Origin of the sequence: Geodermatophilus sp. CPCC 206100 (genome assembly GCF_048569675.1) — a bacterium.
GTDB lineage: Bacteria > Actinomycetota > Actinomycetes > Mycobacteriales > Geodermatophilaceae > Geodermatophilus.
Window position 1 is genome coordinate 15,827 of the sequence record NZ_JAQISV010000042.1, and the last position, 20,518, is coordinate 36,344.

At 76.1% G+C, this 20,518-nt stretch carries 19 protein-coding genes; 10 read left to right on the forward strand and 9 right to left on the reverse strand.

Annotated features, from left to right (window positions below):
- Positions 1-93 precede the first annotated feature (93 nt).
- The 3 genes from aztD (at position 94) to PGN05_RS18660 (ending at position 3,180) form a co-directional block, all read left to right on the forward strand.
- A complete protein-coding gene (gene aztD, locus PGN05_RS18650) occupies positions 94-1,404 on the forward strand; it encodes a zinc metallochaperone AztD (protein WP_419754065.1) in 1,311 nt (436 codons plus the stop codon).
- Positions 1,401-2,267, forward strand: a complete 867-nt coding sequence (locus PGN05_RS18655; RefSeq protein WP_419754066.1) for a metal ABC transporter substrate-binding protein — start codon at positions 1,401-1,403, stop codon at positions 2,265-2,267. Before aztD ends, PGN05_RS18655 begins: the two co-directional genes overlap by 4 nt.
- Positions 2,268-2,559: 292 nt before the next feature.
- Entirely contained in the window at positions 2,560-3,180 is a 621-nt protein-coding gene (locus PGN05_RS18660) for a hypothetical protein (protein WP_419754067.1), read from the forward strand.
- A 692-nt stretch (positions 3,181-3,872) separates the two neighbouring features.
- Here PGN05_RS18660 and PGN05_RS18665 read toward each other — a convergent pair.
- From PGN05_RS18665 to PGN05_RS18685, 5 genes are all read right to left on the reverse strand, one after another.
- Positions 3,873-4,949 (reverse strand): acyl-CoA dehydrogenase family protein, encoded by a 1,077-nt coding sequence (locus tag PGN05_RS18665; RefSeq protein ID WP_419754068.1) that lies wholly within the window; start codon positions 4,947-4,949, stop codon positions 3,873-3,875.
- Positions 4,946-6,106: an acyl-CoA dehydrogenase family protein gene (locus tag PGN05_RS18670; protein ID WP_419754069.1), complete on the reverse strand. Its 1,161-nt coding sequence runs from the start codon at positions 6,104-6,106 to the stop codon at positions 4,946-4,948. Before PGN05_RS18670 ends, PGN05_RS18665 begins: the two co-directional genes overlap by 4 nt.
- A 73-nt stretch (positions 6,107-6,179) precedes the next feature.
- Positions 6,180-6,503 (reverse strand): hypothetical protein, encoded by a 324-nt coding sequence (locus PGN05_RS18675; RefSeq protein ID WP_419754070.1) that lies wholly within the window; start codon positions 6,501-6,503, stop codon positions 6,180-6,182.
- 71 nt (positions 6,504-6,574) lie between these two features.
- The gene (locus tag PGN05_RS18680; RefSeq protein WP_419754071.1) at positions 6,575-8,830 is read right to left on the reverse strand and encodes a SpoIIE family protein phosphatase; all 2,256 of its coding nucleotides are present in this window, start codon (positions 8,828-8,830) and stop codon (positions 6,575-6,577) included.
- A gap of 11 nt (positions 8,831-8,841) precedes the next feature.
- Positions 8,842-9,639, reverse strand: a complete 798-nt coding sequence (locus PGN05_RS18685) for an alpha/beta fold hydrolase (protein WP_419754072.1) — start codon at positions 9,637-9,639, stop codon at positions 8,842-8,844.
- 214 nt (positions 9,640-9,853) lie between these two features.
- Here PGN05_RS18685 and PGN05_RS18690 point away from each other — a divergent pair, with 214 nt between their 5' ends.
- On the forward strand, positions 9,854-10,588 hold the full coding sequence (locus PGN05_RS18690) for a hemerythrin domain-containing protein (RefSeq protein WP_419754073.1): 735 nt from the start codon (positions 9,854-9,856) through the stop codon (positions 10,586-10,588).
- A gap of 12 nt (positions 10,589-10,600) precedes the next feature.
- Here the strand turns inward: PGN05_RS18690 and PGN05_RS18695 are convergent, their stop codons facing one another.
- Positions 10,601-10,771 (reverse strand): hypothetical protein, encoded by a 171-nt coding sequence (locus PGN05_RS18695; protein ID WP_419754074.1) that lies wholly within the window; start codon positions 10,769-10,771, stop codon positions 10,601-10,603.
- Positions 10,772-10,926: 155 nt separating this feature from the next.
- Here PGN05_RS18695 and PGN05_RS18700 point away from each other — a divergent pair, with 155 nt between their 5' ends.
- Positions 10,927-11,607, forward strand: a complete 681-nt coding sequence (locus tag PGN05_RS18700) for an alpha/beta fold hydrolase (protein ID WP_419754075.1) — start codon at positions 10,927-10,929, stop codon at positions 11,605-11,607.
- A 68-nt stretch (positions 11,608-11,675) separates the two neighbouring features.
- A complete protein-coding gene (locus tag PGN05_RS18705) occupies positions 11,676-12,680 on the forward strand; it encodes an alpha/beta hydrolase (protein WP_419754076.1) in 1,005 nt (334 codons plus the stop codon).
- Here the strand turns inward: PGN05_RS18705 and PGN05_RS18710 are convergent.
- A complete protein-coding gene (locus PGN05_RS18710) occupies positions 12,666-12,983 on the reverse strand; it encodes a DUF6191 domain-containing protein (RefSeq protein ID WP_419754077.1) in 318 nt (105 codons plus the stop codon). The genes PGN05_RS18705 and PGN05_RS18710 overlap by 15 nt on opposite strands.
- A gap of 100 nt (positions 12,984-13,083) precedes the next feature.
- Between PGN05_RS18710 and PGN05_RS18715 the strand changes: the two genes are divergently transcribed.
- Complete coding sequence (locus tag PGN05_RS18715; protein ID WP_419754078.1) at positions 13,084-15,363, forward strand: HelD family protein; 2,280 nt, start codon at positions 13,084-13,086, stop codon at positions 15,361-15,363.
- A 127-nt stretch (positions 15,364-15,490) separates the two neighbouring features.
- Here PGN05_RS18715 and PGN05_RS18720 read toward each other — a convergent pair whose 3' ends face one another.
- Both PGN05_RS18720 and PGN05_RS18725 read right to left on the reverse strand, forming a co-directional pair.
- Positions 15,491-16,189 carry a hypothetical protein gene (locus tag PGN05_RS18720; RefSeq protein WP_419754079.1) on the reverse strand — a complete coding sequence of 233 codons (699 nt, stop codon included), beginning with the start codon at positions 16,187-16,189 and terminating at the stop codon, positions 15,491-15,493.
- Between the two features lie 110 nt (positions 16,190-16,299).
- Complete coding sequence (locus tag PGN05_RS18725) at positions 16,300-16,980, reverse strand: NUDIX domain-containing protein (RefSeq protein WP_419754080.1); 681 nt, start codon at positions 16,978-16,980, stop codon at positions 16,300-16,302.
- 48 nt (positions 16,981-17,028) lie between these two features.
- Between PGN05_RS18725 and PGN05_RS18730 the strand changes: the two genes are divergently transcribed.
- From PGN05_RS18730 to PGN05_RS18740, 3 genes are read left to right on the forward strand one after another with little or no spacing between them, the layout of a single operon-like run.
- Entirely contained in the window at positions 17,029-17,784 is a 756-nt protein-coding gene (locus tag PGN05_RS18730; RefSeq protein WP_419754081.1) for a DeoR/GlpR family DNA-binding transcription regulator, read from the forward strand.
- A gap of 29 nt (positions 17,785-17,813) precedes the next feature.
- The gene (locus tag PGN05_RS18735) at positions 17,814-19,835 is read left to right on the forward strand and encodes a sensor histidine kinase (protein ID WP_419754082.1); all 2,022 of its coding nucleotides are present in this window, start codon (positions 17,814-17,816) and stop codon (positions 19,833-19,835) included.
- Positions 19,832-20,500: a response regulator gene (locus PGN05_RS18740; RefSeq protein WP_419754083.1), complete on the forward strand. Its 669-nt coding sequence runs from the start codon at positions 19,832-19,834 to the stop codon at positions 20,498-20,500. The genes PGN05_RS18735 and PGN05_RS18740 overlap by 4 nt, the downstream gene beginning before the upstream one ends.
- The last annotated feature ends 18 nt before the right edge of the window (positions 20,501-20,518 follow it).

Below are 20,518 nucleotides of genomic sequence, written 5' to 3' on the forward strand. Positions count from 1 at the left end.
GCGGGGCAGGCCAACGTCTGGGGGGCGGACTGAGAACGATTCCCGTTTGCGATAGGTTGACCCGCGTCTGATCCCCGACCCCGAGGAGTCCCCGTGCACCGCTCGCGCCTCCGACGCGCCCCCGCCCTGGCCGCCGCGCTCCCGCTCGCCCTCGTGGTGGGCTGCGCCTCCACCGACGCCGGCCGACCGGCCTCCGCCGGCTCGTCCTCCCCCGCCGGGGACGGGCACGAGGCGGAGGACGCCTCGGCGCTCGAGGTGGGGGCCAATGCCCCCCGGCTGGCCATCACCTACGACGGCGGCGTCCAGGTGGTCGATGCCGCCACGCTGGAGGTGCTCGCCGACGAGCCGCTGCCCGGCTTCAGCCGGCTCAACCCGGGCGGGGACGGCCGGCACCTGCTCGTCTCCACCCAGGGCGGCTTCCGGCTGCTCGACGCCGGCGCCTGGGCCGAGCCGCACGGGGACCACGCGCACTACTACACGGCCGAGCCCGGGCTCACCGACGTCGTGTTCCCGGCCGAGGAGCCCGGGCACGTGGTGACGCACGCCGGCCGCACCGTGCTCTTCGACGACGGCACCGGGGACGTGACCGCGTTCGACAGCGCCGACGTCGCCGACCCCGACCGCGAGTTCCGCGCGTTCAGCACGCCGTCCGCGCACCACGGCGTCGCCGTCGAGCTCGAGGACGGCCGGATGCTGGTCTCCGACGGCACCGAGGACGAACGCTCCGGCGTCCGCGTCCTGGACGCCGACGACCGGGAGATCGCCGCCACCGACGACTGCCCCGACGTACACGGCGAGACCGTCGCCGCCGGCGAGGCCGTCGTGATCGGCTGCGAGGACGGCGCGGTGCTGTACGCCGACGGTCGGCTCACCAAGATCGACAGCCCGGACGCGTACGGCCGCATCGGCAACCAGTTCGGCAGCGAGACCTCGCCCATCGTGCTCGGCGACTACGAGCGGAGCGCGGAGGACCGCTCCAGCACCGTCGCGCTGATCGACACCACGACCGCACGGCTGCGCCTGGTCGACCTGCCGGCGCCCTACTGGTACCGCTCGTTCGGCCGCGGGCCCGACGGCGAGGGCCTGGTCCTGACCTACGACGGCGCGCTGCAGGTCATCGACCCGGCCACCGGCACGGTCACGCGCTCCATCCCGGTCACCGCGCCCTGGGAGGAGTCCGAGGACTGGCAGGACCCCCACCCCCAGGTCGCCGTGGTCGACGGCATGGCCTACGTGACCGAGCCCGCCAGCCAGCAGGTCCACGCCGTGGACGTCGAGGGCGGCGTGGTCTGGAAGAGCGCCCAACTCACCGTCACGCCCAACGAGCTGAGCGGTGTCTCCGGGGACGCCGAGGCCGGCACCGGCTCCGAGGAAGGCGCGCACGCGGAGGACGACGCCGAGTGACCGGCCGCCGCGCCCGCGCCGCCGTGCTCGCGCTGGCCACTGTCGCCCTCGCCGGGTGCACCGACGCGGCGGCGCGGGACGCGGGCGGCACGACCCACGTCGTCACGACGTCGCATCCGCTGCAGTGGGTCGCCGAGCAGGTCGCCGGTCCGCGGGTGGTCGTCACCAACCTCGTGGGACCCCGAGGCGACACCCACGGGTTCGAGCCCTCGCCGGCCGACGTCGTCGCGCTGGCGGAGGCCGACCTGGTGGTGCACGTGTCCGGCGGCCTGCAACCGGGCGTCGACGCGGTCCTGGCCCAGCAGCCGCCCGACCACCTGGTGGACGCCGCTCCGGTCGCCGACCTCGAGGGTGATCCGCACTTCTGGCTCGACCCGCGGCGGCTGGCCGAGGTCGCCAGGGACGTCGGTGTCGAGCTGGCGGAGCTCGACGACGGAGCGGCGGACGACGTCGACGCTCGTGTCGCCGAGGTGCAGGCCGCCCTGGCGGACCTCGACGAGGAGTACGCGTCGGCGCTGGCCGGCTGCCGGGGCGCCACGTTGGTCACCGCGCACGAGGCGTACGGCTACCTGGCCGAGCGCCACGGCCTGCAGCAGGTGGGGATCACCGGCATCGACCCGGCCGTCGAACCCTCCCCGGCCCGGCTGCGGGAGGTGGCCGAGGTCGTCCGGGCGACCGGCGCCCGCACGGTCTTCTTCGACGCCGCCGCGTCGCAGGCGACGGCGGCCGCCCTGGCCGACGACCTCGGCGTCGCCACCGACGTGCTCGACCCGGTCGAGCGGGTCACAGCCGACGCGGACTACCTCGAGCTCATGCGTGACAACCTCTCGGCCCTGCAGCGGGGACTGGTCTGCGAAGGGTGACGCCACCTCCGCGGGACCGTCGTCCAGGGGCCCGCCGCGGGGGGCGACGGCTCGCACCGAGCGGACGACGCCTGCGCCGGTCCACGTCCGGTCGACGCAGCGACCTGTCGACACGGCGCCGAGACGACTCGCCGACGTGTCGACACGACGACACGACGACACGTCGCGCACCGTGGGAGGCGGCACCGGGACCGTTGCCCCGGGGGTGCCCGGCGAGGACCCTGGTGCCGCGGCTGTGCCGCACCGGGCACGCCGCCTCCACCGGGAGCACCTCTGGGAGAGGAGTGGTGGCATGTACGCCCGTTCGACCACCATCCACGGCGACCCGCAGGCCATGGAGGAGGGCATCGCGTTCGTCCGGGACGAGGTGATGCCGGCGGTCGAGCGCATGGAGGGCTGCGTCGGCCTCTCCATGCTCGCCGACCGCGAGCGCGGCACCTGCATCGTGAGCACGGCCTGGCGCGACCAGGACTCGATGCACGGCAGCCGGGAAGGGGTCCGCTCGATCCGCGAGCGGGCGGCCGAGGTCTTCGGCGGCTCGCCCGAGGTGCAGGAGTGGGAGATCGCCGTCATGCACCGGGTGCACGACACCCGCGCGGGCGCCTGCACCCGCGTGACCTGGACCCGCGCCGACCCCGACCAGATGGACCGCGCGGTCGACGCCTTCCGGATGAGCCTGGTGCCGCGGATGGAGGAGTACCCCGGCTTCTGCAGCGTGAGCCTCATGGTCAGCCGCCCGGAGGGGATGGGCGTCTCGGCCGTCACCTTCGCCGACCGCGCGGCGATGGAGAACACCCGTGAGCGGGCCCGCGCCATGCGGGACGAGTTCGCGCCGCAGCTCGGGATGGCGATCACCGACATCGCCGAGTTCGAACTGGTCCTCGCGCACCTGCGGGTGCCCGAGACCGCCTGACCGCGTGCGGCCGGTGCCCGCCGTCCGGCGGACACCGGCCCAGCACACCCGACGGAGAGGAGAGGCCGTGCCCGCCCGCACGCTGACCGTCCAGGGCGATCCGCGCGCCGTGGACCGGGGGATCGCGTTCCTGCACGACCGCGTCATGCCCGCCGTCGAGGGTCTGCCCGGCTACGTCGGGCTGTCGATGCTCGCCGACCGCACGTCCGGGCACTGCATCGCGACCACCGCCTGGGTCGACCAGGCCGCGATGCAGGCCTCGGCCGCGCAGCTGCGTCCCCTGCGGACCCGGTTCGCCGAGCTGCTCGGTGGGCCGGCGCAGCTGCAGACGTGGGAGATCGGGGCCCTGCACCGGGTGCGTGAGGCGCCGGAGGGCGCCCGCACCCGCGTCACCTGGACCCGCGGGCCCGCCGACCGCGTCGAGCAGCTCCTCGACACCTACCGGATCGGCCTGCTGCCGCTGCTGGAGGACCTCCCCGGCTTCTGCAGCGCCAGCCTGCTGGTCGACGCCGCGGAGGGGCTGACCGCGGGCTCGGTCACCGTCGCCGACCGGACGGCCCTCGCGGCCGGCCGCGAGCCCGCCGCCGCGCTGGAGGCGGAGTTCTCGCGGGCCACCGGCGTCGAGGTGGTCGCGGTCGCCGAGTACGAGCTGGTGCTCGCCCACCTGCGAGTGCCCGAGACCCGTCTGACCCTCACACCACCCGGGTCAGCGCCGGCCAGAGGTCGTCGGGCCCGCCGGCCAGCAGCCCCACGCCGAGCACCTTCGACCAGGTCAGCTCCGACCCCGCCTCGTCCCGCCACGACCAGCAGCGCCGCGTGAGGTGGTGCAGCCGGTGCTCCTGGGTGAACCCGATCGCGCCGTGCACCTGGTGCGCCAGCCGCGCCACGACCTCCACCGCCGCCCCGGCCCGCACCTTCGCCGCCGCAGCGGCCAGGATGACGTCGTCCCCGCGGTCGAGCACCCGGACGGCGGCGTCGACCAGCGCGCTGACCGCGGTCACCTCCCCGGCCATCTCCGCCAGCTCCATCTGCACCGCCTGGAACCGGGCCAGCGGCCGGCCGAACTGGTGCCGCTCCCCCGCGTACTGCACCGTCCACGCCAGCACCTGCTCCAGCGCCGCGGCCAGCTGCACCGCCCGGGCCAGCGCGAACCGGGCCCTGATCGTCGCCGCCTGCGCCGGCCGCAGCAGCGCGCCCGGCGCCGAGGCACCCGCCAGCACCAGCGAGCCGCGCGGCTCCCCCGCCAGGTTGCGCGCGTCGGTGCTGGGCCGCTCCTCGGCGTCCACGAGGGCCAGCACCGCCCCCTCGATGCCCGCCGGTGCGGCGGCCAGCACGGCGACGTGCCGCGCCACCCCGGACCACGGCACGTCGGTCGCCGTCCCGGTCAGCGTCCAGCGCCCCGGGCCGTCGCCGTCGTCGACCGGCTCGGCGTGCACCGCGCCCTCGGTCGCGAGGGTCAGCGGCTGCTCCGGCGCGGGCAGGTCCAGGGCGGCGGCCAGCAGCGCCGGCCCGGCCACGAGCAGCTGCTCGGCCACCGGCACCGCTGCCGCGCCGGCGGCGAGCGTGCGGACGACGGCCACCGCGTCGGCCAGCTCGCCGCCGGAGCCGCCGGCCTCCTCGGGCAGCCCCACCCCGGTCAGCCCGGCGTCGGCGAGGTCAGCCCAGAGCCCGGGGTCCCACGGCCGCTCCGGGGTGAGGGAGAACGGCTCGTGGGCCGCGAGGATGTCCCGGACCGTCCCGACCACCAGGTCCTGTTCGGCTGTCGTCATCGCAGGCCCAGCCCGCGGGCCACGATCCCCCGCAGGATCTCGTTGGTCCCCCCGCGCAGCGTGTACCCCGGCGCGTGCAGCTGCGCCTCGGCCAGCGCCCGGCCCAGCGGGTCCGGCGAGTCCAGCGACGGGACCACCTCCACCACCCTCCGCACCTCGTCGACCACGTCGGCCTCGAACGTCGTCCCCACGTCCTTCACCAGTGCCGCGGGGATGTCGGGCAGCTCGCCGCGGTCCAGCGCCGCCGCGATCCGCAGCGACAGCTGCCGCAGCGCCAGCAGCCGCGCCGACAACCGGCCCAGCACCGCCAGCTGCCCGGCGTCCCCGGAGTCGCACGCGCGCCGGCCGAACTCGGCCAGCAGCGGATAGGTCGACAGGAACCGCTCCGGCCCGGACCGCTCGAACGCCAGCTCCGCGGTCACCTGGTGCCAGCCGGCCCCCTCCTCGCCCAGCAGCATGTCCCCGGGGACGACGACGTCGTCGAACACCACCTCGTTGAAGTGGTGACCGCCGTCGAGGATGCGGATCGGGTTGACCGTGATCCCCGGCAGCGACAGGTCGACCAGCAGCTGCGAGAGCCCGGCGTGCCGGTCGGCCGGGTCGAGCGGCGCCGTGCGCACCAGCACGATCCCGTAGTGCGAGGCGTGCGCGTTCGACGTCCACACCTTGGCGCCGTTCACCACCCAGTCGCCGCCGGCGTTGCGCACCGCCCGCGTCCGGATGGAGGCCAGGTCGGAGCCGGAGTCCGGCTCGCTCATCCCGATGACGAAGTAGCACTGCCCCGCCGCGATGCGCGGCAGGATCTCCCGCCGCTGCGCCTCGGTGCCGTAGCGCAGCAGGTTCGGCCCGGACTGCCGGTCGGCGATCCAGTGCGCCGCCACGGGCGCACCGGCGGCGAGCAGCTCCTCGGTGACGGCGTAGCGCTCCATCGCCGACCGCTCGTGCCCGCCGTACCGCTTCGGCCAGGTCATGCCCAGCCAGCCGCGCTCCCCCAGGCTGCGCGAGAAGGCCGGGTCGACGCCGGACAGCCAGGTGTCCACGTGCGTGGTGAACGTGCCGGCGGCCAGCTCGGCGGCGAGGAACTCGCGCACCTCCGCGCGCACCCGCTCGGCGGCCTCGGAGGATGGCGCGGGCGCCAGGGTCAGCGGACTGCTCATGCCGGGCGACTCCCAGGTGTGGCCGTGCGTCGGTCGCAGGGTGCCAGAGCCGGCGGAGCTGGGCTCGCGCGCCTCAGCGCTCGGGCTCGTCGTCCCCGGGGGCCGCACCGCGGGTGAGCTGCCGCAGCTCGGAGACGACGTCGGTCGCCACCGTGGTCAGCGAGCTCACCGCGCCGGAGACCAGCCGGCGCACCCCGGCGCCGTCCAGCCCGAGCAGCGAACCGAACCCGGCCGCGACGTCGACCCCGGGGAACCCGGCGGCCGAGCTCGGGCCCTGCCCGTCGGCGAGGTCCGGTGACCAGCGCATCGCGTCACCGGACATCGTGATGTCACCGGTGGCCCCGTCGATCGACTCGATGATCGGGTTGGGGGCCCCCGGGTTGGGGGAACGCTCCATGGCCGCCTCCGCGCCGCACGTGCCGTGCGCCGATGGTCGCGCGCCCCGGTGCCCGGCGCCAGAGGACACCGCTACGGCAGCCGGGTGATCGCCAGCAGCGCGACGTCGTCGGCCCGCACCCCGCCGGCCAGCTCCGCCAGCAGCCGGTCGCACAGCTCGTCGGGGTCGGCAGTCCCCGCGCCGCTCCCGGCGGCGGCGTCCAGCAGGCGGTACAGGCCCTCGTCCAGGTCGGCGTCCCTGCTCTCCACCAGCCCGTCGGTGTAGAGCAGCAGCGTCGAGCCGCGCGGCAGCACGCCCACCCACTCGGCCGCGGGCATGGCTGCCGGTGGGGCGCCGAGCATCCGGGTGGGCTCGACGTCGAGCAGCGCCGTCTCCCCCGCCGTCAGCACCAGCGGGGCCAGGTGGCCGGCCGAGGCCACCCGCAGTTGGCCGGTCGCGGGGTCGAGCATCGCGAACAGTGCGGTCGCCATGCGCTGCATGCCGAGCAGCGGCCAGCCCGACTGCAGCCGGTGGATGACCTCGCTCGGCGTCGGCCGGTCGGCCAGCAGCGCGCGGTAGACGCTGCGCAGCTGCCCCATCACCGCGGCCGCGGTGATGTCGTGGCCGACGACGTCCCCCACGGCGAGGGCCACCCGGTCCCCGGGCAGCGGGACGACGTCGTAGAAGTCCCCGCCGACGTCGGCGCCGCGGCTGGCGGCCAGGTACCGGACGGCGACCGCCAGTCCGGGGACCGGCGGCGGCGCGGGCGGCAGCAGGTTGGCCTGGAGCGTGTGCGAGGTGAGCGTCTCCTCCTCGAGCCGCTGGGCCTTGTCGACCACCTGGGCCACCTGCAGGGCCAACTGCTCGGCGACCTCGACGTCGGCGGCGGTGAACGGCCCGCGCCGCCGGTCCGCGCCGAGGGTCACCACGCCCAGCGGGCGCCCCTCGGCGAGCAGGGGCACCGAGATCACCGCGGTGAGGTCCAGCGACCGGAGGATCTCCAGGTGCCGCTCGTCGGTGGTGATCCGCCGCAGCCACTCCTCGGTGACCCGGCGGACCCACACCGTCCGCTGCTCCCGCATGGCCTGCACGCTCGGGTGCGGAGCGCGGCGGAACGGCAGGTGCCGCTCCTGCAGCTCGGCCATCAGGGCCCGGTGCACGGGGTCGCCGTGCCGCGCCGCGGGGCGCGACAGCCCCCGCTCGCCGGCCAGGTCGATGACGCAGAGGTCGGCCAGCCGGGGCACGGCCAGCTCCGCCAGACGCTCCGCCGTCTCCGCGACGCCCCCCGCCGAGGCCATCAGCCGGGAGGCGTCCAGGAGGAACGTCGAGCGGGACGCCTGCCGGGCGGTCTCCTCGTACAGCCGCACCCGCTCGATGGCCTGCCCGGCCTGTCGGCCGAGGGTCTCCAGCAGGTCGGCGTCGACCTGGCTGAGCGTGCCCCGCTGACCCGGCTCCGTGAGGTCGACGAGCTCGCTGTCCCCCGCCGAGCCGAGCAGCAGGACCAGCGCGCCCAGGTGCCGGCTGTCGGCGTTCACCGACACGATCACCAGCGCCTCCTGCCCCGCCTCCGCCATCGCCGCGGCGAGCTCCGGCCACACCGACCGGAGGCCGGCGCCCAGCGGTACCGTGTGCACCCCGCCGCTGCGCGCCAGCTCCGCTCCGCCGATCGCCGCCGCCTCCATCTCCCGCAGCACGTCGGCGGGGATCCCGTCGACCGCCAGCAGCTCCACCGGGGGCACCGACGTCCCGGGGCGCTCGCTGGCGCGACGCTCGGACGAGAGCCACAGCCCGGCACCCGACGCGCCGACCGCCTCGCGGCTGCGCGCCACGATCACCTCGGCGACCTCCCGGACGGAGGCTGCCGCGGAGACCTGGGTGACCACCTGCTGCAGCGTGCGCATGCGGGCCTCGGACTCGGCGGCCGCGCGCTGGGCGGCCAGCAGCGCCCGCTCGTACCGCCGCCGGGACGTCGCCTCGAACACCGTCGCCCGCAGCAGCAGCGGCCCCCCGGCCGCATCGCGCACCTCCACCGCGTTGACCAGGCACGGCAGCAGGGAGCCGTCGGACCGGACGACGTCGAGCGCCACCTCCCGCACCGCACCCTGCATCCGCAGCAGCGGCGCGAGGTGGGTCTCGTAGAAGGTCTGCCCCCCGAGGCCGAGCAGCTCCTGGAACCGGGTCCCGAGCAGCTCCCTGGCGTCCCGGCCGACCCAGGCGCAGAACGTCCGGTTCACCTTGACCAGGCGGCCGTCGGGCAGCGCGGAGAAGTAGCCGCACGGGGCGTTCTCGTAGAGGTCGGCCGGGTCGTCCTCCAGCAGCTGGTTCAGGGCCGGGTCGGGGGCGTCCATGGCGGGTCCGGTCAACGCGAGAGGAACGCCCTGATCGCGGCCGTCGTCTCCTCCGGGGCCGACAGGTGCGGGCAGTGGCCGGTGGCGGCCAGCTGGGTGAAGACGCTCCCGGGCACCTGTTCGTGTACGTACCGTCCGACCGGCTCGGGCGCGATCACGTCGCGGCTGCACTGCAGCACGAGCGTGGGCAACCGGACGCCGGGCAGGTCGGTGCGGTTGTCGGAGAGGAACGTGACGCGGGCAAACTGCCGCGCGATCTCGGGGTCGGTCCGGCAGAAGCTGTTGGTCAGTTCCTCGGTGAGCTCGGGCCGGTCGGGGTTGCCCATGACGACCGGCGCGAGCGCCGCCGACCAGCCCAGGTGGTTGCTGTCCAGCTGCTCCAGCAGCCCCGCGATGTCGGCCCGGGAGAAGCCGCCGGTGTAGCCCTCCTCGTCCACGTACCGGGGGTTGGGCCCCACCATCACCAGGGCGCCGAACAGCTCCGGGGCCTGCTCGGCGGCGAGGACCCCGATCATCGCGCTGACCGAGTGCGCGACGAGGACGACGTCGGTCAGCTCCAGCTCGCGGCAGATCTCGACGAGGTCGGCGGCGTACCCGCGCAGCGAGGCGTACTTCTGCGGGTCGTAGGCCGACAGGTCCGACCGCCCGGAGCCGACGTGGTCGAAGAGGACGACGCGGTGGTCCACCTCGAAGTCGGGGGCGACGAACCGCCACATCTCCTGGTCGCACCCGAAGCCGTGGGCGAACACCATCGGGCGTCCGTTCGGGATCCCGCTCACGCGGACCCGGTTCCGCATGATCGTGCTCACCGGCTGAACGTATCCGTCCTGTACCGCTCCTGTCGCCCTCCCGGAGCCCCGTGACCGGCAGCCGCGTCCGCCCTGGGGCGGACCCGCCGTCCACCCGGGCACGGAGATCGTGCCGTCCCGCCCGGACAGGGACGGAAAACCCTGTCGTCCGGGACATCGGCGTCCCTACGCTCCTCTCCATCCCAGAGCCGAACGACCCGCAACGAGGTGCCCCATGACCGCCGCCGCGGTCCTCCCCCGCTCCACACACCGAACCGCACCGTCCACGCCGGCCCGCGCGGCCTGCCGCGCCGTCGCCTCCCAGCGCGTGGTGCACCAGCTGGTCCGGCGCGAGCTGCGCCTGCTCGCCGAGCTGGCCACCTGGGCGCCGGCCGGCGACGTCGACCGCACCCGGGACCTCACCCGGCACGCCGACCTCATGGGCCGGCTGCTCCTGCAGCACCACGCCACCGAGCGCGAGCTGCTGTGGCCCGCGCTGCTCCGCGCCGTGCCGGCCGACCGCGTGGAGCCGGTCCGCGCGTCCGTGCAGGACTGGACCGCCCGCGTCGCCGGGCTCGACCACGGGCTGCGCGACCTCTCCACGGCCGCCCGGCAGTGGGCCGTGGCGGAGACCGCGTCGGCGCGGGACGCCTTCGCGATGGCCTGCCTGGACCTCGCCGACGCCGTCGACGCGCAGACCGCCGAGGAGGAGCGCGAGCTCCTGCCGCTGCTGACCGAGCACCTGCCGGCCGAGGCCTGGACGGCGGTGACCCGGGCCGCCCGCTGCACGCTGGCGCCGCAGGAGCAGCTGTTCGTGCTCGGCCTCGCGCTCGAGGACGCCTGCCCCGGCGACCGGGCACGGCTGCTCGCGGGTCTGTCCCCGCTCAACCGGCTGGCCTGGCGGCTGGCCGGCCGCCGGCGGCACCGGGCCGCCGTGGTGCGGCTGCGGGGTGCGCCCCCGGCCGCCTGACGCCGTCCTTCTTCAGTAGCGGGAGGTCCCGCACTCGGCGCAGCGCTTGCGCGGCGGCACCGTCTCCCGGTGGCAGTTCGGGCACGCCCACGGCGTGCGGTCCACGGGGGGCCGGTTGCGGGAGCGGGACGGACGGCGGGTGGACCGCTCGAGGGCCGGGCGGTTCGCGGTGATCGGGCTCATGACTACCTCCTGTGGTGCGCAACCCGACGGTAGGCACCCGAGATGTCGGGGAGATGACCTCCGGGTTGCCGTCTCGGCGCGGGATCCGCACCACGGCCGGGCGCGGTCCGGCCGGCCCGGCGATGAGTTCCGGCCGGGCCGGCGGTCACCCCCGTGTGCGCGCCACCGTCGTCCTCGTGCCCGGAGCGGGCGGGCAGGCCTGGTACTGGCACCGGCTGGTGCCCGAGCTCGAGCGCCGCGACTGCGCCGCCGTCCCGGTCGACCTGCCGGCCGGCGACGACGCGGCCGGCCTCGAGCAGTACACCCAGGCCGTGCTCGACGCGATCGGGCCGACTCCCGGGCGGCCGCTGGTCGTCGTCGGGCAGTCGATGGGCGGGCTGACCGCGCCGATCGTGTGCACGCGGACGCCGGTGGACCTGCTGGTCCTGCTCAACGCGATGGTGCCGCGGCCCGGGGAGTCCGGGGGCGAGTGGTGGGCGGTCACCGGTCAGGCCGACGCCCGGGCCGCGGCGGCCGAGCAGGCGGGCTGGCCGCGGGATGACGACGACGCGTTCTTCGGCGACGTCCCGGCCGAGGTGGTGGCCGCGGCGATGACGCAGCCCTTCGAGCAGTCCGGGACGCCGTTCGCCGAGCCCTGGCCGCTGGAGCGCTGGCCGGACGTCCCCACCCGCGTCCTCGCGGCCCGCGACGACCGGTTCTTCCCCCTGGCGTTCCAACGCCGGGTCGCCGACGAGCGGCTGGGGCTGCCGGTCGACGAGGTCCCCGGCGGGCACCTGGTCGCGCTGAGCCGCCCGGGCGAGCTGGCCGACCGGCTGGTGTCCTACCTGCCCACCTGAGCCGGCCGGTCGGCCAGGATGGGACCGGCGGTCCCGTCGGGCCGCCGTCCCGCTGCGCAGGAGATGCCGTGACACTGACGTCGCCGTCCGCCGGTCCCGCCCCCGCCGAGGTCGGCCCGCCGCCCCCCTTCGACCCCGAGTGCGCGGTCGCCCTCGATCAGTTCGACGCCTTCTCGACCCCGCTCACCGCCGACCTGATCCCGGTGCTGCGGCAGAACCCGCTCACCCCGCGGCCGACCGACGAGGACCTGCGCCGCGACGGCGCGTTCACCGTCGAGGAGCGGTCGGTGCCCGGCCCCGAGGGCGCGCCGGACGTGCGGCTGCTGGTCTGCCGACCCACCGGCGCGACCGGCCCGACCGCGGCCGTCTACTTCACCCACGGCGGCGGGATGATCGTCGGCGACGCCCGCTCCGGGGTGCTCGGAGTCCTCGAGCACGCGCAGGAGCTGGGCATGGCGGTGGTCTCGGTCGACTACCGGCTGGCGCCCGAGACGCCGCACCCCGGCCCGGTCGAGGACTGCTACGCCGGCCTGGTCTGGACCACCGCGCACGCCGACGAGCTGGGCATCGACCCTGCCCGCCTGGTGGTGGCCGGCGTCAGCGCCGGCGGCGGGCTGGCCGCGGCGCTGGCACTCATGGCCCGCGACCGCGGCGGCCCGGCGCTGGCCGGGCAGCTCCTGCTGTGCCCGATGCTCGACGACCGCAACGAGACCGTCTCGGCCCGCCAGATGGCCGGTCGCGGCATCTGGGACCGCACCGCCAACGACACCGGCTGGACGGCGCTGCTCGGCGACGCCCGCGGTGGCCCCGACGTCTCCCCCTACGCCGCCCCGGCCCGCGCCGAGGACCTGTCCGGTCTCCCGCCGGCGTTCATCGACGTCGGCTCGGCCGAGACCTTCCGCGACGAGGACGTCGCCTACGCCACCCGCCTCTGGCAGGCCGGCGGCGTCGCCGAGCTGCACGTGTGGCCCGGCGGGTTCCACGGCTTCGACGGGTTCGCGCCCGGCGCGCAGCTCTCGCGGGAGGCCCGCGCGGCCCGGCTCCGCTGGCTGCGGCGGCTACTGGGCAGCTGACCGGGGCACCACGAGCACGGCGACGCCGCCGGCCAGGTCCACGGTGCTGGCCGGCGGCGCCCCGTCCTCGACGTCGTCCCGCTTCGTCTCCTGGATGCGCTGCTGCTCGAGGTCGGCCGCCCGGCCGGGGGCGAGCGCGGCCGAGAAGACGTCCAGCCCACCGGCCGACAGCGCGTGCCGCTCGCGCCGGGTCACCGGGCTGCGCCGACCCAGCCGCGACCAGCCCTGCTCGGCGACGGCCACTCCCACGAGCAGCAGCACCAGGCCCGGCAGGGTCAGCGCGACGAGCACCCCGGGACCCATTCGGCGAGGATAGGCCGCGGCTCGCCGCACGGACGGGAATGCCGGGGCACCATGGACGTTCGTCTGTTGCCGCAGACGGATGCCGACAGGAAGACGTGCAGTGCCGACGACGCAGCCCGATGTCGTTCCCCACCCCGAGATCGAAGCCGAGCAGCAGTACGTCGAGGAGCTCTACGGACGCCTCGACGCCGCCCGGGACCTCGCCGCCACGCGGCTGAAGCAGGCCATCTCCTGGCCCGCGGTCGACCCCCAGGCGCTGCAGGAGCGTGACGCCACCGTCCGGTTCCAGACCGAGCGGGTCACCGCCCTCGACGCCGCCGAGGCCGGCCTGTGCGTCGGGCGGATCGACCGCACCGAGGACGGACCGCTCTACATCGGCCGCATCGGCCTGCCCGCCGACGACGCCGGGGGCGACCCGGCGCTGGTCGACTGGCGCGCGCCCGCGGCCCGGCCCTTCTACACCGCGACCCCGGTGCACCCGCTCGGCGTGGACCGCCGCCGGCACATCCGCACCCGCGGGCGCCGCGTCGTCCGGCTGGACGACGAGGTGCTCACCGGCGGGGTCGCCGGCTCCGACCTCACCGGCGAGGCGGCGCTGATGGCCGCCCTCGACACCGCCCGCACCGGCCGGATGACCGACATCGTCCGCACCATCCAGGCCGAGCAGGACCGCATCATCCGCGCCGACGACCGCGGGGTGCTCGTCGTGCAGGGCGGGCCGGGCACGGGCAAGACCGCCGTCGCGCTGCACCGGGCGGCCTACCTGCTCTACACCCACCGCGAGCGGCTGGCCCGCCGCGGCCTGCTCGTCGTCGGCCCGACGCCGACCTTCCTCCGCTACATCGCCGACGTGCTGCCCTCCCTCGGCGAGACCGGCGTACTGCTGGCCGGGCTCGGCCAGCTGCGGCCCGGCCTCGACGCCCGCGCGGCGGAGGACCCGGCCACGGCCGCGGTCAAGGGCCGGCTGGAGATGGTCGAGGTGCTGCAGCGGGCGGTCACCGACCGGCAGGTCCTGCCGGACCGGCCGCGCGAGGTGACGATCGACGGGTTCCTCCTGCGGCTGCGGCCGATCGACGTCAGCCGCGCGCAGAACGCCGCGCGCCGGGCCGACCGGCTGCACAACCTGGCGCGGCCGGTGTTCGCCGCCCGCGTCGTCGACACGCTGACCAAGCGGTACGCCGAGCGGCTCGGCAGTGACCTGCTCGACCCCGAGGACCTGTCCGCGCTGCGCAAGGAGGTCGCCGAGGACTCCGCTGTCCGCGGGCTGGTCGAGGAGCTGTGGCCGGTGCTCACCCCCGAGCGGCTGCTGCGCGACCTCTACGCCGACCCCGCCCGGATCGAGCGGGCCACCCCGGGATGGGACGACGCGACGCGGGCCCTCCTGCACCGCGCGCGCGGCACCGGGTGGACGCCGGCCGACGTCCCGCTGCTGGAGGAGGCCGAGGAGCTGCTCGGCTTCGACGACAGCGCGCAGCGCGCCCGCGAGGAGCGCGACCGCCGCCGCCGGCTGGCCGAGGCCCAGGAGACCCTCGACGTGCTGCACGGTTCGCGGTCGATCGACCTCGAGGACGAGCACCTGGAGGCCGAGGTGCTCAGCGCCGGTGACCTCATCGGCGCCGAGGAGCTGGCCGATCGGCAGCGGGCGATCGACACCCGCACCACCGCCGAGCGGGCCGCCGCCGACCGCACCTGGACCTTCGGTCACGTCGTCGTCGACGAGGCGCAGGAGCTGTCCCCGATGGCGTGGCGGCTGCTGGTGCGCCGCTGCCCGACCCGGTCGATGACCGCCGTCGGCGACCTCGCCCAGACCGGCACGCTGGCCGGGTCCTCGGGGTGGGGCGAGACGCTGGAGCCGCACGTCGGCCCCGCGTGGCGGCTGGAGGAGCTGACCGTCAACTACCGGACGCCCGCCGAGATCATGACCGTCGCCGCCGACGTCCTGGCCGCCGGCGGCACCGGTGCGACCGCGCCCCGCTCGGTCCGGCCGGGCACCGAGCCGCCGTGGGCCGAGGTGACCGGGGAGAACGCCCTCGCCGGCCGGGTCGCCGACGTCGTCGCGGGGTGGGCCGGGCACGAGGGCACCACCGCGGTGATCGCTCCGGCCAGCCGGGTGGCGGGGGTCGCCGCCGCCCTGGCCGAGCGGCTGGCCGGCGTCTCCTCCGGCCCGGAGGCGGACTCCTCCCTCGGCCCGGTGGTCCTCACCCCGACCGAGGCGAAGGGGCTGGAGTTCGACGACGTGCTCGTCGTCGATCCACAGCGGGTCCTCGACGAGGGCGTGCGCGGCCACAACGACCTCTACGTCGCGCTGACCCGGGCCACCCAGCGGCTCGGCGTCCTCTCCCCCGGCCCGCTCCCCACCGAGCTGGCCCGCCTCACCTGAGAACGGCCGAAGTGGCCACGGAGGCCACCTGGGGGCGGGCCTCTGTGGCCACGAGGGCCGCTCGCGGACGGCCCCCTGCAGGGGCCCGCCGCGAGCGTGCGAGTGGTGGGGGGCAGGGGGTCCTCTTTCAGATGCGGTCCCAGGTCTCGTCGCGCATCTTCAGGACGATCGTCCCGGCCCAGCCCAGGCCGATCGCGGCCAGCGTCCCGCCGATCGTCGGCAGCCAGGCGTCGCCCGAGGCGAAGAGGAAGATGCCGAAGCCGACCAGCGTGACGAGCACGGGCAGCAGCGGGATCATCCGAGCCCGCCAGGCGGCGAACATGGCCAGGTTGGTGCCGACGAGCAGCCCGAGCATCGAGGGCAGCGCGATCAGCGCACCCTGCCCGTAGCCGTCGGCGAGGTCGACGATCCCCTGCGCCTCCTCGAGCGGCAGGGCGTTGGCCAGGGCCACGTGGTAGAAGTCCACGACCACGATGCCCGACAGCCCGGCGCCGAGGCCGGCGAGCACCATCGCGACCAGCGAGGTGCGGCGCGCCCCGCGGCGGGCCAGGTGCACCAGCGTGAGGGCAGCCGGCAGCAGCAGCAGGTAGCCGTAGTGCAGGACGACGGCGGCCCAGAGGATCGGGCCGGTGTGGTCGACGCCGGTCTGCAGGTACTCGGCCTGGGTCTCGTTCTGGTACGGGATCATCGCCAGGCTGGCGGCGACCAGGGTGCCGGACGCCAGCAGGGACAGCCCACCGCCGATCCGGCGGAACCGGGCACCCGGGGTCGACCCGGTCCGCGGTGCCGCCTCGGTGGGGGCGGCGGGCTCGGTGGACGCGGTCATCGTCTCGTTCCTCTCTCAGGGGGTCGTTCGGTACGGACAGACCCTCGCCCGCCCCGTGTCCCGGACCCCAGGGCTGTGCGTCCCTCCCTCTCGGGCAGCGGCGCCCGGGCTCAGGCCCGCGCGAACGGCCCCCGCAGCGCCGCCCACTGCAGCAGCAGGATCGTCTTCGCGTCGGCGATCCGGCCGTCGTCGACCATCGCCAGCGCCTCGGCGAACGGCAGCTCCAGCACCTCGATGTCCTCCCCCTCCTCGGCCAGCCCGCCGCCTGCGCCGGTGCGGTCCGCGGCGGTGTAGGCGGCGGCGTAGAAGTGCAGCCGCTCGGTAACCGACCCCGGGCTCATGAAGACGTCGAAGACGTGCTCGAGCGGGCCGACGGCCACGCCGAGCTCCTCCTGCGTCTCCCTGCGGACGGCGATCTCCGGGTCGTCGGCGTCGAGCAGGCCCGCCGCCGTCTCGACCAGCATCCCGTCGGGGTGGCCGTTCACGTACACGGGGAAGCGGAACTGCCGGGACAGCAGGACCGTGCCGCGGGCGACGTCGTGCAGCAGGATCGTCGCCCCGTTGCCGCGGTCGTAGGTCTCACGCTGCTCGGTGGTCCACCGGCCGTCGCGGTGCCGGTAACGGAAGGTGGTGCGCCGCAGCACGTGCCAGGCGCTCGCGACGAGCTCGACGTCGGTCACCAGGACGTCCGGGTTGCCGGTGAGGTGGCGGCCGGTGCGGTCCAGGCCGGTCCGCCCGCGGGCGTCCGGGATGTCGATGCCGGGAACGGGTTCCTGCACGGTGGTGGTCATGACATCGGACGATAGTGCAGAATCGTGCATAAACAAGGAGGAACGTGCATGCTCGCCGCCCACCGCCGGGACCTGCTGCTCGGCCGGCTGCGCACCGACGGCCGCCTGGTCGCCAAGGACCTCGCCGCCGAGCTCGGCGTCTCCGAGGACAGCGTCCGCCGCGACCTGCGCGAGCTGGCCGCGGCCGGGCTGTGCCAGCGGGTCTACGGCGGCGCGCTGCCGGCGTCCCCCGCCGTCGCCGACTCCGCCGCGCGGCGCAGCGTCGCCGTCGAGAGCAAGGAGCGGGTCGCCGCTCGCGCCGCCGGGCTGGTCCGCCCGGGCAGCACGGTGCTGCTGGACGGCGGCACGACGGCGCTCGCGGTCACCCGTGCCCTGCCACGCGAGCTGACCGCCACGGTGGTGACGCACAGCCCCGCGGTCGCCGTCGCCCTCGTCGAGCACCCCGGCGTCGAGGTACAGCTGATCGGCGGGCGGCTGTTCAAGCACTCCGTGGTCGCCTGCGGCGCCGCCGCCGTCGAGGCCGCGCAGCTGGTCACCGCCGACGTCTTCCTGCTGGGCGTCACCGGCGTGCACGCCGAGGCGGGGCTCACCACGGGCGACGCCGACGAGGCCGCGATGAAGCGGGCCCTGGCCCGCCGGGCCGCCGACACCTACGTCCTGGCCAGCGTCGAGAAGATCGGCGCCGCCTCGCCGTTCGCCGTGCTCCCCCTGTCCGCGGTGACCGGCGTGGTCACCGACGCCCCGGACGACGACCCGGCCGTCCGCGACCTGCGGGCCGCCGGCGTGGACGTGCTGCGGGCCTGAGCGGCCTCCCGCCGGGCAGGATGTCGGCCGTGCCCCCGCCGACCGCCCCGTGCTGGCTGCCCGGGCTGCTCGCCGCGGTCGGCGTCTCCTGCACGCTCGCCGCCGTCGCCATGGGCGCCTGGACCGACGCCGGCGTGCCGGTCGAGGCCAGCGACGCCGTCCTCGGCCTGCTCTACCCCCTGGTCGGCGCGCTGGTGCTGCGGCGCCGGCCGGGCAACCTGGTCGGCTGGCTGCTGATGACCAGCGCGCTCACCGGCCCCTACCTGCTGGCCGGCGAGTACGCGGTGCGCGCGGTCCTGGTCGATGGCGACACCGGCTTCCTCCCCGACCTGGCGACCTGGACGGCGGCCTGGGGCTTCGCCACCTACTACGTGGTCGTCGCGCTGGTGCCCCTGTACTTCCCGACCGGCCGGCTGCCCTCCCCACGCTGGCGGCCGGTGGCCCGGCTCCTGGTCACCGTCGTCGTCGCGGGCACCGTCGCGGCGATGATCCGGCCCACCGAGCTGGACGTCGACCCGCGGCTGACCAACCCGTGGCACCTCACCGACGCGCTGTGGCCCAACTACGTGCTCATCGTCTGCTCGATGGCGGTCTTCCTCGTCGGCGGGCCGGTCGGCGTGGCCGCCCTGGTGGTGCGCATGCGGCACTCCACCGGGGTCGAGCGGACCCAGCTGCAGTGGCTGGTGCTCGGCGCCTCGGTGCTGGTCGTCGGCACGCTGGCCTCCCTCGTCGTCGACCTGCCCGTCCTCACCAGCGCCTTCTTCGCCCTGGGCTTCGCCGCGGTGCCGCTGGCGGTGGCGGTCGCCGTCCTCCGGCACGGGTTGTTCGACGTCGGCCAGGTGGTCAGCCGCGCGGTGGTCTTCACCCTGCTGTCGGTGCTGCTGCTGCTCGCCTACGGCGGGCTGGTCGCCGTGGTCGGGGAGTTCAGCGCCGGGGAGCGGCGGTTCGCCGTCGCCGCGGCCGCGGTCGCCGCGCTGGCCGCCGCGGCCGGCTGGGAGCGGGCGCAGCGGGCGGTCGACCGGCTGCTCTACGGAGAGCGGCGGGACCCGCTGGCCGTCGCGACCCGCGTGGGTTCCACGCTCGACGTCGCGGGCGGCCCGGCCGACGCCCTGCAGGCGCTGGTCGACGAGGTGGCCCGCGTACTGCGGCTGCCGCGGGTCGCCGTCGTCCCGGCCGATCCGCGGCTGGCGCCCACGACGTCCGCCGGTCCGGCGCCCGACGCCGCCGACACCGACGTCCTCCCGCTCACCTCGCTCGGCGAGCCGGTGGGCGAGCTGCACGTCACCCACCGGTCCCCAGGCGAGCGCTGGCGGCGCCCGGAGAAGGGCGCGCTGGACGACGTCGCCCGCCGCGCCGCCACCCTGGTGTGGGCCGCCGGCCTGGTCGCCGACCTTCAGGCCAGCCGCGAGCGGATCGTCGCCGGCCGGGAGGAGGAGCGCCGCCGGCTGCGGCACGACCTGCACGACGGCGTCGGCCCCGAGCTGGCCGGCATGGCGCTGCAGCTGGAGCGCCTGGCGGGGAAGCTGTCCGGCGAGCCCGACCTCGCCGCGCTGGCCGGCCGGCTGCGTGACCAGATGCGGCGCACCGTCGCCGCCGTCCGCCGGGCCGTCGACGACCTGCGCCCGCCGGCCCTCGACGAGCTGGGCCTGGCCGGCGCGCTCCGCGAGCACGTCGCCGCCTACCGGTTGCCCGTGCCCGCCGCCGCCGCCGCCGGGGACGCGCCCGCGCCGGTCACCGTCGTGGCCGGGGAGCTGCCGCCGCTGCGGGCGGCGGTGGAGGTGGCCGCCTACCGGATCGCCGCCGAGGCGGTGACCAACGCCGTCCGCCACTCCGGCGCCGCGACCTGCCGGGTCACCCTCGCGGTCGCGGACGGCGACCTGCTGGTCGAGGTGGCCGACGACGGCACCGGCGTGGCCCCGGACGCGGTGCCCGGCGTCGGCTCGACCAGCATGCGGGAACGCGCCGCCGAGGTGGGCGGCACCCTGGAGATCGATCCGACCCCCGGTGGAGGGACTACCGTGCGCACCCGACTCCCCCTGGCCGCCCGGTGAGGGCCATCCGCGTGCTGGTCGTCGACGACCACCCGGTCTACCGGGACGGGGTCGCCGACTCCCTGGGCGACGCCGACGACGTCGAGGTGGTTGGCACCGCGGCCGACGGCGAGGCGGCGGTCGCGGCGGTCGAGCGGCACCGGCCCGACGTCGTCCTCATGGATCTGCGCATGCCCGGCACCGGCGGGGTCGCCGCCACCGCGCGGATCAGCGCGACCCACCCGGGGACCGCCGTGGTCGTGCTGACCATGAGCGACGACGACGACTCGGTGTTCGCGGCGCTGCGCGCGGGAGCGCGGGGCTACCTGCTCAAGGAGTCCGAGGCCGCCGACATCCTCCGGGCGGTGCGCGCCGCCGCCCGCTCCGAGGCGGTGTTCGGCCCGCGGATCGCCGACCGGGTGCTGGCGTTCTTCGCCTCGTCCCGGGCGCGCTCGGCGGCCGTGCCGTTCCCCGAGCTCACCGACCGGGAGCGGGAGGTGCTCGACCTGGTCGCGCACGGTCTGCCCAACGCCGCGATCGCCGCCCGGCTGTTCCTGTCGGAGAAGACGGTGCGCAACCGGGTCTCCGACGTGCTCACCAAGCTGCACGCGGCCAGCCGCGCGGAGGCGGTGGCGCTGGCCCGCGACGCCGGGCTGGGCCCGGCACCCGCGGGCGCAGCTCAGTAGCGGGCGCGGTCAGGAGCG